This is a genomic window from Streptomyces sp. NPDC059010, assembly GCF_042740355.1.
In the GTDB taxonomy this organism is placed as follows: domain Bacteria; phylum Actinomycetota; class Actinomycetes; order Streptomycetales; family Streptomycetaceae; genus Streptomyces.
Map to the genome: position 1 here is coordinate 1 of NZ_JBHYJA010000067.1, position 12,041 is coordinate 12,041.

Consider the following 12,041-nt stretch of genomic DNA (forward strand, 5'->3'; position numbering starts at 1 on the left):
CCCTCCCCCGCCCCCACCCCCCCTCTCTCTCTGTGGGTGTGTGGGGGTGTGTGTGTCGTTGTCTCCGCCGCGTGGCGGGGGGGGGGGGGGGGGGGCGGCGCCCCCCCCCCCCCCCCCTCTTGTCCTAATCGGTGCGTCAGATCAGCGAGTCCGAGCCGGTGCTCGGTTTACCCGCATCGGTGCTCTGCGGGGCGCTCGCGGAACTGGTGGTCTCCGTCGGGCTTGACGGGGCCGGGCCGCTCGCCGAGGTCGATGTGGTCGGCGACGTCGGCGGTTCGCTGGTGGGCGGCTCCGACGTCGGCGGCTCGCTGGTCGGGGGTTCCGAGGTCGGGGGCTCGGACGTCGGCGGTTGGGACGTCGGAGGCCTCGAAGTCGGCGGCTTCGTCGATGGCGGCTTGGTCGGGGAGTGCGTCGGGCTGCCGCCCGACCCCTGTGTCCCGCTCGGGTCGTCCGACGGCTCCGTGGAACCGTCCGTCGGCGTCGGGTCGTCCGAGGTGCCGAGCGTGCCGTCGGGGCCCGGATCCGTCGGCCGGCTGGTCGCCGTACCGGTGTCGCCGGGCTTCTCGTCGCCCCCCGCCTTGTCGGCGCCGATGCTGTCGTCACCGATGCCCTGGCTGGCGGACGGGTTGACGCCGACCTGGGTGGACGGGTCGTCCGGGTCGTTGTCGGAGGTCGCGCCGAGCGTCACCACCGTGCCGAGCACGGCCACGAGCAGCGCGCCCGCACCGGCCGCGACGAGGTTGCGCCGGGCGAACTGCCGGACACCGCCCCGGCCCTTGTGCGAGGCCGCCGTAGGTGACGGCGCGGACGCCTGATGGGTGACCAGCGTCGTGGTGTCCGCGACGGGCGGGAAGGGGGTCGGCACTCCGCCGGGCGGCGACTGCGACTCCTCGTACCGCGCGTCCGGCACCTCCTCCCCCGCCGTGGCGGCGAACACGGCCACCCCCGGTGTCGTACCGGAACGGTCCGAGACCAGTGCGAGGGCACGGCGGCCCGCGACCGTGCCGCGCTTGTCGGAGAGGGCGCCGCGCAGGCCGACGGAGGTCTCCAGCTCGGTGCGGGCCCGGTCCAGCCGGCTCTCGCAGAGCGCCAGGATGCCCAACTCGTGGTGGAAGTAGGCCTGCTCGGAGACATCACCGGCGAGGCGGGCCGCCTCGGCTCCCGCCCGCAGCGCCCGCTCCCAGGCGCTCCAGTGCAGCCCCGCGGCGAACGCGGGCGCGGCGGTGTGAGCCAGCCGCACGGTGGGGCTCTCCTCGCCCTCGCCCGGCGGTGTGGTGCCGGGCACCAGTACGCCCAGCGCGGCGAGCACGGCGTCCGCCTCGGCGCACACGCGCTCCGGCGTCACCGAGGGGTGCCCGGCCCACCAGGCGTAGTGCTGGGCGGCCGTGCGGGCGTGCTCCTGGATGTCCTCGCCGTATCCGGCGGCCTCCAGCTGGGCCTGCACACCGGCGGCGAGGCGGTAGCGGGAGCCGACCGGTGAGACCAGCCCGCAGTCGGCCAGCTCGCCGAGGGCGGCGTCCGCGTGGGTGTCGCCGACCAGCGCGGGCAGATGCGCCTGGTGGGGCACCTCGCCGCCGAGCGCGACGGCGAACCTCAGGGTGGTGCGGGCGGAGGCGCTGAGCCGCGAGGCGAGCAGCGGCGCCGGTCCGGCCGCCTCACCGAGCGAGGGCAGCGGCACCTCCTCGGCGCCGGCATCGCCATCGAAGGGCGCGTCGAAGGGGGCGTCGGCCGGCGCCGCGTCCTCGAAGACGCCGTACTCGTCGACGGCGTCCGCGCCGGCCCGCATCCGGTCCCGCTGCCGCAGCAGCGCCCCGGCCTGGACGAACCGCAGCGGCAGGCCCTCCGACTCGAACCAGAGGTCGCCCGCCCAGTTCAGCTCGTCCTCGGTGAGGACCCGGCCGACGCCGCGCTCCAGGAGCTCCACGCTCTCGGCGCGGTCGAGGCCGCCGAGGACGACGTCCTCGATGCCGGAAGCGGCGGACGGCGCGGGCACATCGGGGGTGGCGCCGATCACGAAGGCGCACTCGGGGGTCGCGTCCAGCAGCTCGTCCAGCGCGGCGCCGCCGAACTCGATGTCGTCCAGGACGACGACCGCGCCGATCTCACGGACGAGGGCGAGCACTTCGTCCTGGTCCGGGCGGTGCAGGGGCGCGCTGTGGACGGCGTGGAAGAGGTCGTACAGCAGATCGGCGGGCCCGCGGTGGAAGCCGGTGAGGCGGACCACGCCGTCGGGGGCGAGGTCCGCGCAGTCGTCGGCGACGAGGTCGAGGAGGCTGGTACGGCCGGCGCCCGGAGAGCCGACGAGACGTACGGAGCGGCCGCGGGCGAGCTTGCGGACCAGCTCCTCACGCTCGTCCTGGCGGGCGAGCAGGGGCAGTGCGGGACGCGTCGGGCCGGGCGGGACGGGCGGTTTGGCGGCGCGGTCGGCCTCGGCGCGCGCGGCCGGGGTCAGCTTCTCGGGCCGTTCGGGCCGCTCCGCCGGCGGGCAGATCTCGATCTCGCTGCCGTCGACGGGGTTGACCGTGAGCAGGAAGTCGCCCGAGACCAGTTGCACGGTGCGGGCGAGAGCGGGCGAGTGCTGTCCGAAATCAGGTGTGAGGGGATCCCTGGGCGGGCGCTGACGCGACGACTGACCGCCGGCGTCCTGGCCGTACTCCTCGGGTCCCCGGGTGTTCGGGTCCATAGGTTCAAGCCCCCCAAAAGCGTCGTGTGCCGAAGCCAAGCCCCTCCCGGCCTTGCTGCACACCGCGCTGTCGCTTCTGGTCCGGGCCCGCTCGCAAAGGGGTTTGTCTAGTGGGCGGGCAGCCGAACCCTAAACCTTCGCACAGTATCTACGACAGCTCGGGGTACCGCGCCGTCCGAGACATCACAGTCTCGTGAGGATTGTGCTTGACGTGCGGTTCGCAGCCGGAACGCCCTACCGTCCCGTCCCACCCGCGCCGGGTGTCACACTCGGGGCAGTGACTCCACCCCGATGCCGCCCTCGATCGCCAGGATCCGGTGCAGCCGGGTGGCCACCAGCAGGCGCTGCATCTGCGGTGGTACACCGCGCAGCACCAGGCGCCGGCCGCAGCGGCCGGCCCTCCGGTGGGCTCCCATGATCACCCCGAGTCCGGTGGCGTCCCAGAACTCCAGCTCGGACAGGTCGAGCACCAGATCGCCGACTCCGTCGTCGACGGCCGAGTGCAGGACCGTACGGGCGTCCGCCGCGCTGCGGACGTCGAGGCGCCCCCCGACGACCAGTTCGGCGTGGTCGCCCCTGATGTGCATATGCGCTCCCCAAGCGTGCGTTCGTGCTCCGCGATGAGTTGTCCGTGCCTGTGTCTGCTATGAGTCTTCGCTGTGGCTGGTGATGCAACCTCTGACTGCGTTCAGCGGTCAGAGGTTGCCGTCTGTAAGCGAACCGATACCGAATTCACCCCATCGCGTGACGCGCTCAGGGGCTGTGCGGTGATTTACGAAAGCTCAGTAGCTGTAAAAGCCTTGCCCGCTCTTGCGGCCGATGTCACCCGCGTCCACCATCCGGCGCATCAGTTCCGGCGGGGCGAACTTCTCGTCCTGGGACTCGGTGTAGATGTTGCCAGTGGCGTGCAGCAGGATGTCGACGCCGGTGAGGTCCGCCGTGGCGAGGGGGCCCATGGCGTGGCCGAAGCCCAGCTTGCAGGCGAGATCGATGTCCTCGGCGGTGGCGACGCCCGACTCGTAGAGCTTGGTGGCCTCGACCACGAGGGCCGAGATGAGCCGGGTGGTCACGAAGCCGGCGACGTCACGGTTGACGACGATGCAGGTCTTGCCGACGGACTCGGCGAACTCCCGCGCGGTGGCGAGGGCTTCGTCGCTCGTCTTGTAGCCGCGGACCAGCTCGACCAGCTGCATCATCGGCACCGGCGAGAAGAAGTGCACGCCGACGACCCGCTCCGGGTGCGCGGTGGCCGCCGCGATCTTGGTGATCGGGATGGCGGAGGTGTTGGAGGCGAGCACGGCGTCCTGGCGCACGATCTTGTCGAGCGCACGGAAGATCTCGTGCTTGACCTCCAGCTTCTCGAAGACGGCCTCGACGACGACGTCCGCGTCCGCGACGGCGTCCAGGTCGGTGGTCGCGGTGATGCGGGCCAGCGCGGCGTCGGCGTCGTGCGCCTCCAGCTTGCCCTTGCTGACGAACTTGTCGTACGAGGCCTTGATGCCGTCGGTGCCCCGCGTGAGCGCTTCGTCGGTGACGTCCCGCAGGACGACGTCCCATCCCGCCTGAGCGGAGACCTGGGCGATCCCGGAACCCATCAAGCCGGCGCCGATGACGGCAAGCTTCCGTGCCACTGTTGCGACTCCCCTTTGAAACGCCTTACACCCTGTTTACGTTGCTCTTCGGCGGACCTTAGCGGGAGTGAGGCACTGTGTGACCGGTTAGTAACGCGAGTCACGTCTCATCTGACGGACATCACACCGGCAGGGGTCATTGCGCGGCTCGGACGGCGTAGTTGAGCACCTTCTCGCTCAACAGCTCCTCGATGTCGTCGAGAAGGACAAGCATCTCTCGTGACACTTCGTCCGGATTGCGCCCCTTGAGCATCTCGCGGCCGACGGCGGTGAAGACCGTCTGATGGATCCAGGAGATCTGACCGGCCATCAGGCGCGGCAGCGGGTCGTCGTCGGGCGCGCCGGCCTCCTCGCGGAGCGTGGCTTCGAGGTGGTCGTGGACCTCCTGCTGCAGGCTCCACAGCCGGGAGCGCAGCGGCGGCGCGTCCTGGATGACGCGCATGAAATCGTCGTAGCCCTCCGTGAGGCCGACCCGCGGCGAGACCGCCTCGACCTCGGCGCGCACCTCGCGCAGCACGGCCCGGGCGGCCGACTCGCCCTTGTCCCGGGCGCGCACCCAGCGGGAGAGCTGCTCGACGACGCCGTCGGAGCGGTCGAAGAAGAGGTCCTCCTTCGCCGGGAAGTAGTTGTAGACGGTGTTCACGGAGACGTCGGCGGCCTCCGCCACGTCCGCGATCGTGACCGTCAGGAACCCGTGCTCCAGGAACAGGCTGGTGGCGATGTCCGAGATCCGCTGTCTCGTCTCGCGCTTCTTCCGCTCCCTGAGGCCTTCCGTCATGGTCCACATCCTAGCTTCCGTGGGCTCCCTCAAACTTTGGGGTGATTGCAAAATTTAAGGGACTCTGTTTTTCTGGGGTCATGCCAATCATCAGTACGGCCGGACTGGCCCGTACCTTCCAGACCAAGCTCGGCCCCGTGCAGGCCGTGCGCGGCATCGACCTGACCGTGCCCGAGGGCGAGATCCTCGGCTTCCTGGGCCCGAACGGGGCAGGCAAGACGACGACGCTGCGGATGCTGACGACCCTGCTGCCGCCCACCGGAGGCACCGCCACCGTCGCCGGCCACGACCTCGCGACCGACCCCGCCGGGGTGCGCCGGGAGATCGGTTACGTGGCCCAGTCCGGCGGGGTCGACCCGCAGGTCAGCGTGCGCGAGGAGCTGGTCACCCAGGGCCGCCTGTACCGCCTGACGAAGGCCCGGGCGGCCGAGCGCGCCGAGGAGTTGGCGCAGGACCTGAGCCTGACGGACCTCCTCGACCGCAAGGCGGGAGCCCTCTCCGGCGGGCAGCGGCGCCGCCTGGACATCGCGATGGCGCTCACGCACCGCCCGAAGGTGCTGTTCCTCGACGAGCCGACGACGGGACTGGACCCCGGCAGCCGGGCCGACCTGTGGGACCTGATCCGGCGCCTGCGCGACGAGAACGGCACGACGGTGTTCCTGACCACCCACTACCTCGACGAGGCCGACGCCCTCTCCGACCGTCTGGTCGTCGTCGACAAGGGCGTGGTCGTCGCCGAGGACACCCCGACCGCGCTGAAGTTGCGCTACGGCGGCTCGATCGACGCCTCGCTCCAGGACACCTTCCTCGCCATCACCGGCCGCGGCCCCGCCTCGTCCGACGCCGCCCCCGTATCCGTATAGGACCCCCGAAGATGCTGTTTCACGACACCGCGCTGATCTACGGCCGCTACCTGCGCCAATCCGTCCGCTCCCGCGCCGCCCTGTTCTTCGGGGTGCTGATGCCGCTGCTGTACCTGCTGTTCTTCGGGCCGCTCCTGACGGACCTGCCGCTCGGCGGCAAGGGGAGTTCCTGGCAGGTCCTCGTCCCCGGGCTGCTGCTCCAACTCGCTCTGTTCGGGGCGTCGTTCGCGGGATTCACGATCATCATCGAGAAGAACCAGGGGGTGGTGGAGCGGATGCGGGTGACACCGGCCAGCCGCCTCGCCCTGCTTCTGGGCCGGGTGCTGCGGGACGCCACCATGTTCGTCTTCCAGGCGGCGCTGCTGGTGCTGGCGGCGCTGCTGATGGGGCTCCGGGCGCCCCTGCCCGGCGTGCTGATCGGCTTCGCGTTCGTCGCGCTGCTGACGGTCTCGCTGGCCTCGCTCTCGTACGCGCTCGGCCTGAAGGTCCACACCACGCACGAGTTCGCCCCGGCGATCAACGCCATGACGATGCCGATGATGCTGCTGTCGGGCCTGATGCTGCCGATGACGCTGGGCCCGAAGTGGCTGGACGTCCTGTCGCACTTCGTCCCGTTCCGCTATCTGGTGGACGCGATGCGGGACGCGTACGTCGGCTCGTACACGACCGGACACATGCTGTACGGCGTGCTGGTCGCCGTCGGCTTCGCCGTGGTGGGCGTGACCGTGGGCACACGCGTGTTCCGAAGCGCCGGAGCGTAATTACGCTGGCCTCATGGTCAATCTGACGCGCATCTACACGAAGACCGGTGACAAGGGCACCACCGCCCTCGGCGACATGAGCCGGGTCGCCAAGACCGATCTGCGGATCTCGGCGTACGCGGACACCAACGAGGCGAACGCGGTGATCGGCACCGCGATCGCCCTGGGCGGTCTGGACGAGGAGATCGTCAAGGTCCTCACCCGGGTGCAGAACGACCTGTTCGACGTGGGTGCGGACCTGTCGACGCCGGTGGTGGAGAACCCTCAGTTCCCGCCGCTGCGCGTCGAGCAGTTCTACGTCGACAAGCTGGAGGCCGACTGCGACCACTTCAACGAGCAGTTGGAGAAGCTCCGCTCCTTCATCCTCCCCGGCGGCACCCCGGGCGCGGCCCTCCTCCACCAGGCCTGCACGGTCGTACGCCGGGCCGAGCGCTCGACGTGGGCGGCCATGGAGTCCCACGGCGAGACGATGAACTCCCTGACGGCGACCTATCTCAACCGCCTGTCCGACCTGCTGTTCATCCTCGCCAGGACGGCGAACAAGCAGGTCGGGGACGTGCTGTGGGTGCCGGGCGGGGAGCGCTAGCCGCTCCGCGGCAAGGACCGCGACCGGCTCATGACCGGACGCGCTCCTTGCCGGTCGTGAGCCCGGCATCCTCCTCGGCCCCCTCTTCGGCGCCGGCCGGAGCCTTCTTCGGCCAGATCCAGTAGCCGAGGGCGATCAGGCCGTAGATGCCGACCGTGCGGATCGCCACCCACTGGAAGGTGCGCAGGGAGCTGATGTCGCCGGAGTCGCCGACGTACCAGACGGCGAGTTGGAGCAGGGCCAGCGCCACCGCGCCGCCGTACACCGCCTTCAGCCACAGCCGGGCCTCGTGCCGGGCGCGGGCGCGGCCGTAGCGCGGGGGCTTCGGCGGGGGCGGTGCGCCGCCCAGGCGATGGGCCGCGTGACCGTCCAGCCAGCGGATCGTGTAGTGGCCGAAGGCCACGGTGTAGCCGATGTACAGCGCCGCGACACCGTGCTCCCAGCCGGGCTCCGCGCCGTTCTTCAGGTCGATCGCCGTGGCGACGAACAGGACCAGCTCCAGCACCGGCTCGCACAGCAGCAGCACCACACTCGTACGGCGCCACTTCAGCAGGTAGCGGACGGCCAGGCCCAGCGCCAGCAGCACCCAGAAGCCGACCTCGCAGGCGATGATGAGGGCGACGATCACAACTTGCTCCCTTCGGTCACCCTTCAAGGCTCCCGTCGGGACCGGCCGCTTGCGTCGTCGGCGGTGACGAACTCGCCGTACATCGAAAGTGCAGTCCAGGACCCTTCCCCGGAATCAGGCGGGGGCCGTGGACACCGTGTTGGATGGAGCCATGACCATCCCCCGCCCGCACCGCTTCGACGTGTACATCGCCGTCAGCGGGCTGCTCGGCGGGCTGCTGCTGGTGGGCGTCGGTCTGACCACGCGGCCCGCCAAGGATCCGATCACGCTCTTCGACGGCCCCTGGCCGATCCTGGTGCCGCTCATCGTGATGGCCGGCTGCGAGCTGCTGCGCCGGACGGCTCCGCGCGCGGCCCTGGTGATCAGCACGCCCGTGATCTGCGCGGACGTCGTCACTCAGGGCAGCCTGGCCACCATCCTGATGTTCACCGACATCGTCTACGCGGCCGTGCTGTACGGCCCGCTCGCCGCGGCCCGCCGTACCCAGTGGATCACCGGTCTGCTCACAGTGGCCGGCACGATCGTGCCCTTCGCGTTGTGGCGCGTCCCGGAGGCGCTGCTGATCGGCGTGGCCGTCGGCGTCGTGGCGTACGCCCCCGCCGCCACCGGCTGGATCGTGCGTAACCACCGTGATGCCGCAGAGGCCGCCCGCCTGCGCGCCGAACAGACCGCCCTGCTCGCCGAGATGGACCGCACCCAGGCCGTCACCGCCGAACGCGCCCGCATGGCACGCGAGTTGCACGACATGGTCGCCAACCACCTCTCCGCCATCGCCATCCACTCCACGGCCGCGCTCTCCCTCGACAACCCGAACACCTCCCGGGAGGCGCTCTCGGTCATCCGGGAGAACAGCGTCGAGGGGCTCGCCGAGATGCGCCGGCTCATCGGCATCCTGCGCGACTCCAGCGGCGACACCGAGCCGGTCGCCGCGCCCACCCTCGACGGGCTCGGCGCCCTGGTCGACGGCGCCCGCACCAACGGCCTCGACGTCACCCTCGACGCCGCCCACGGCACCGTCCCCGCGCCGGTCGAACTCGCCGCCTACCGCATCGTCCAGGAGTCGCTGACCAACGCCCTCAAGCATGCCTCCCCCGGCCGGGTCACGGTCGCGCTGGCCCGGCGCAACGGCTCCCTCACCGTGACCGTGACCAGCCCCTTCGGCGGCGGCGCCGGGCCCCGCGCACCGGGCTCGGGCGCCGGTCTCGTCGGGATGCGGGAGCGGGTCGCGCTGGTGGGCGGTGACTTCGAGGCGGGCGCCGAGGGGGGTGCCGACGGCAAGATGTGGATCGTACGCGCCACGCTTCCCGTGGCCGAAGGAGACAGAGAGTGAAGGGAGACGGGGCATGATCCGCGTCCTGGTCGCCGAGGACCAGTCCGCCGTCCGGGCCGGTCTGGTCCTCATCCTGCGCAGCGCGCCCGACATCGAGGTGGTGGGCGAGGCGGCGGACGGCGAGCAGGCCGTGGCGCTGGCCCGGGAGCTGCGGCCCGACCTGGTGCTGATGGACGTTCAGATGCCGCGTCTGGACGGGGTGTCGGCGACCCGGCAGGTGGTCGCCGAGCAGCTGGCCGATGTGCTGGTGCTGACCACCTTCGACCTCGACGAGTATGTGTTCGGGGCGCTGCGGGCGGGGGCCGCGGGGTTTCTGCTGAAGAACACGGAGGCGAAGGACCTGGTCGAGGCGGTGCGGACGGTGGCGCGCGGCGAGGGCCTGATCGCCCCGGCCGTCACCCGGCGCCTGATCGCCGAGTTCGGCGCGAAGCCCGCCCGGGAGCCCAGGGCCGACCCGTCCGTCCTGGACTGTCTCACCCGCCGCGAGCGCGAGGTGCTGTCCTGCCTCGGGGAGGGCCTGTCCAACGCCGGCATCGCGAGCCGGCTCGACATGGCCGAGGCGACGGTGAAGACCCACGTCAGCCGCCTGCTGGGGAAGCTGGAACTACGGAGCCGGGTCCAAGCGGCCGTACTGGCACAGGAGTTGGGGATCTAGCGGGCCGGACGTAGGGGCGGTCCGGGGACCTTGGGGATATTGGTCCAGACCTATTGACCTGTGGTCCAGACCTTTCTATTCTCACCGCACCATGAATGGGCGTGAGGCTCAGTCATGCCCCCAACTCCCCAATCAAGGAGGCGCGACATGCGCTTCAGACACAGAGCCGCGGCAGGGTTCGCGACGCTGTTGCTCCCGCTGGCCGGTCTGGTGGGTCTCGCGAGTCCCGCCGAGGCGGCGACGTCCGCCACCGCCACCTACAGCAAGACCCAGGACTGGGGCTCCGGCTTCGAGGGCAAGTGGACGGTGAAGAACACCGGCACCACCGCCCTCAGCTCCTGGACCGTCGAGTGGGACTTCCCCTCCGGCACCTCCGTCACCTCCGCCTGGGACGCCGACGTCACCTCCTCCGGCACCCACTGGACCGCCAAGAACAAGTCCTGGAACGGCACCCTCGCCCCCGGCGCCACCGTCTCCTTCGGCTTCAACGGCACCGGCTCCGGCTCCCCCACGGGCTGCAAGCTGAACGGCGGCAGCTGCGACGGCGGCAGCGTCCCCGGCGACAACCCGCCGTCGGCCCCCGGCACCCCCACCGCCTCCGGCATCACCGACACCTCGGCGAAGCTGAGCTGGTCCGCCGCCACCGACGACAACGGCGTCAAGAACTACGACGTCCTGCGCGACGGCGCCAAGGTCGCCACCGTGACGACCACGTCGTACACCGACACCGGCCTCACCGCCGGCACCGACTACTCCTACACCGTCCAGGCCCGCGACACCGCCGACCAGACCGGCCCGGTCAGCGGCGCCCGCGCGGTACGCACCACCGGCGGCACCACGGAACCGCCGCCCACCACCGGGGACAAGGTCAAGCTCGGCTACTTCACCGAGTGGGGCGTCTACGGCCGCAACTACCACGTCAAGAACCTGGTGACGTCCGGCTCCGCCTCGAAGATCACCCACATCAACTACGCGTTCGGCAACGTCAAGGACGGCAAGTGCGTCGTCGACGACACCTACGCCGCCTACGACAAGGCCTACACCGCCGACCAGTCCGTCAGCGGCACCGCCGACACCTGGGACCAGCCCCTGCGCGGCAACTTCAACCAGCTGCGCCAGCTGAAGGCGAAGTACCCGAACATCAAGGTGCTGTACTCGTTCGGCGGCTGGACCTACTCCGGCGGCTTCGGTCAGGCCGCCGCCAACCCGGCCGCCTTCGCCGCCTCCTGCAAGGCCGTCGTGGAGGACCCGCGCTGGGCCGACGTCTTCGACGGCATCGACATCGACTGGGAGTACCCGAACGCCTGCGGCCTGACCTGCGACACCTCCGGTGCGGCGGCGTTCAAGAACCTCTCCTCGGCCCTGCGCTCCGAGTTCGGCTCGAACTACCTGATCACTGCCGCCATCACCGCTGACGCCTCGGCCGGCGGCAAGATCGACGCGGCCGACTACGGCGGCGCCGCCCAGTACCTCGACTGGTACAACGTGATGACGTACGACTACTTCGGCGCCTGGGACAAGACCGGCCCGACCGCCCCGCACTCGCCGCTCACGTCGTACACCGGCATCCCGAAGGAGGGCTTCAACTCCGCCGCCGCCATAGCCAAGCTCAAGGCCAAGGGCGTCCCGGCGACCAAGCTGCTGCTCGGCATCGGCTTCTACGGCCGCGGCTGGACCGGCGTCACCCAGTCCGCCCCCGGCGGCACCGCCACGGGCCCGGCGACCGGCACCTATGAGGCGGGCATCGAGGACTACAAGGTCCTCAAGAACTCCTGCCCCGCCACCGGCACCGTCGCGGGCACCGCGTACGCGCACTGCGGCAGCAACTGGTGGTCGTACGACACCCCGTCGACGATCGCCGGGAAGATGACCTGGGCCAAGAACCAGGGCCTCGGCGGCGCGTTCTTCTGGGAGTTCAGCGGCGACAGCAGCAACGGCGAGCTGGTGAGCGCCATCAACAGCGGGCTGTCGTAAGGAAGTTCAAGGGGGCTGAAGCCCCTAGGCGACATTGACGCTCCCCCAGGCTTCGTCCGGGGGGACCCCCACCCAGGGGGGGGGTTTTTGGGTGGGGCCCCCCCCCGCCGCGCGTGAGGGCGCCGGACTCGCGCGCCCGGGGCGACCCCGGG

Annotated in this window: 11 protein-coding genes; 6 read left to right on the forward strand and 5 right to left on the reverse strand. The window is 70.9% G+C overall.

What is annotated here, in order from left to right; genetic code table 11:
* Window positions 1-136: 136 nt before the first annotated feature.
* The 4 genes from ACFWYS_RS42995 to ACFWYS_RS43010 form a co-directional block, all read right to left on the reverse strand.
* Window positions 137-2,683 carry an ATP-binding protein gene (locus tag ACFWYS_RS42995; protein WP_384781836.1) on the reverse strand — a complete coding sequence of 849 codons (2,547 nt, stop codon included), beginning with the start codon at window positions 2,681-2,683 and terminating at the stop codon, window positions 137-139.
* Window positions 2,684-2,946: 263 nt separating this feature from the next.
* On the reverse strand, window positions 2,947-3,270 hold the full coding sequence (locus tag ACFWYS_RS43000; protein WP_019760944.1) for an STAS domain-containing protein: 324 nt from the start codon (window positions 3,268-3,270) through the stop codon (window positions 2,947-2,949).
* A 195-nt stretch (window positions 3,271-3,465) separates the two neighbouring features.
* Complete coding sequence (locus tag ACFWYS_RS43005) at window positions 3,466-4,314, reverse strand: 3-hydroxyacyl-CoA dehydrogenase family protein (protein ID WP_384781838.1); 849 nt, start codon at window positions 4,312-4,314, stop codon at window positions 3,466-3,468.
* A 136-nt stretch (window positions 4,315-4,450) separates the two neighbouring features.
* Entirely contained in the window at window positions 4,451-5,092 is a 642-nt protein-coding gene (locus tag ACFWYS_RS43010) for a TetR/AcrR family transcriptional regulator (protein WP_384781840.1), read from the reverse strand.
* Between the two features lie 80 nt (window positions 5,093-5,172).
* On the opposite strand from ACFWYS_RS43010, the gene ACFWYS_RS43015 reads away from it, so the two are divergent.
* Genes ACFWYS_RS43015 through ACFWYS_RS43025 form a run of 3 tightly spaced genes read left to right on the forward strand, consistent with a single transcriptional unit; the run spans window position 5,173 to window position 7,302 of the window.
* A complete protein-coding gene (locus ACFWYS_RS43015; RefSeq protein ID WP_384781842.1) occupies window positions 5,173-5,955 on the forward strand; it encodes an ABC transporter ATP-binding protein in 783 nt (260 codons plus the stop codon).
* Window positions 5,956-5,966: 11 nt separating this feature from the next.
* Window positions 5,967-6,716, forward strand: a complete 750-nt coding sequence (locus ACFWYS_RS43020) for an ABC transporter permease (RefSeq protein WP_384781844.1) — start codon at window positions 5,967-5,969, stop codon at window positions 6,714-6,716.
* A 13-nt stretch (window positions 6,717-6,729) separates the two neighbouring features.
* Entirely contained in the window at window positions 6,730-7,302 is a 573-nt protein-coding gene (locus tag ACFWYS_RS43025) for a cob(I)yrinic acid a,c-diamide adenosyltransferase (protein ID WP_384781846.1), read from the forward strand.
* A 28-nt stretch (window positions 7,303-7,330) separates the two neighbouring features.
* Here the strand turns inward: ACFWYS_RS43025 and ACFWYS_RS43030 are convergent, their stop codons facing one another.
* On the reverse strand, window positions 7,331-7,930 hold the full coding sequence (locus ACFWYS_RS43030; protein ID WP_384781848.1) for a hypothetical protein: 600 nt from the start codon (window positions 7,928-7,930) through the stop codon (window positions 7,331-7,333).
* A gap of 151 nt (window positions 7,931-8,081) precedes the next feature.
* Here ACFWYS_RS43030 and ACFWYS_RS43035 point away from each other — a divergent pair, with 151 nt between their 5' ends.
* The 3 genes from ACFWYS_RS43035 to ACFWYS_RS43045 all read left to right on the forward strand — a co-directional run bounded on the left by ACFWYS_RS43035 (window position 8,082) and on the right by ACFWYS_RS43045 (window position 11,889).
* Entirely contained in the window at window positions 8,082-9,260 is a 1,179-nt protein-coding gene (locus tag ACFWYS_RS43035; RefSeq protein ID WP_384781850.1) for a sensor histidine kinase, read from the forward strand.
* Window positions 9,261-9,273: 13 nt separating this feature from the next.
* Window positions 9,274-9,915 (forward strand): response regulator, encoded by a 642-nt coding sequence (locus ACFWYS_RS43040; protein ID WP_384781852.1) that lies wholly within the window; start codon window positions 9,274-9,276, stop codon window positions 9,913-9,915.
* 147 nt (window positions 9,916-10,062) lie between these two features.
* A complete protein-coding gene (locus ACFWYS_RS43045) occupies window positions 10,063-11,889 on the forward strand; it encodes a glycosyl hydrolase family 18 protein (RefSeq protein ID WP_384781854.1) in 1,827 nt (608 codons plus the stop codon).
* Window positions 11,890-12,041: the final 152 nt, after the last annotated feature.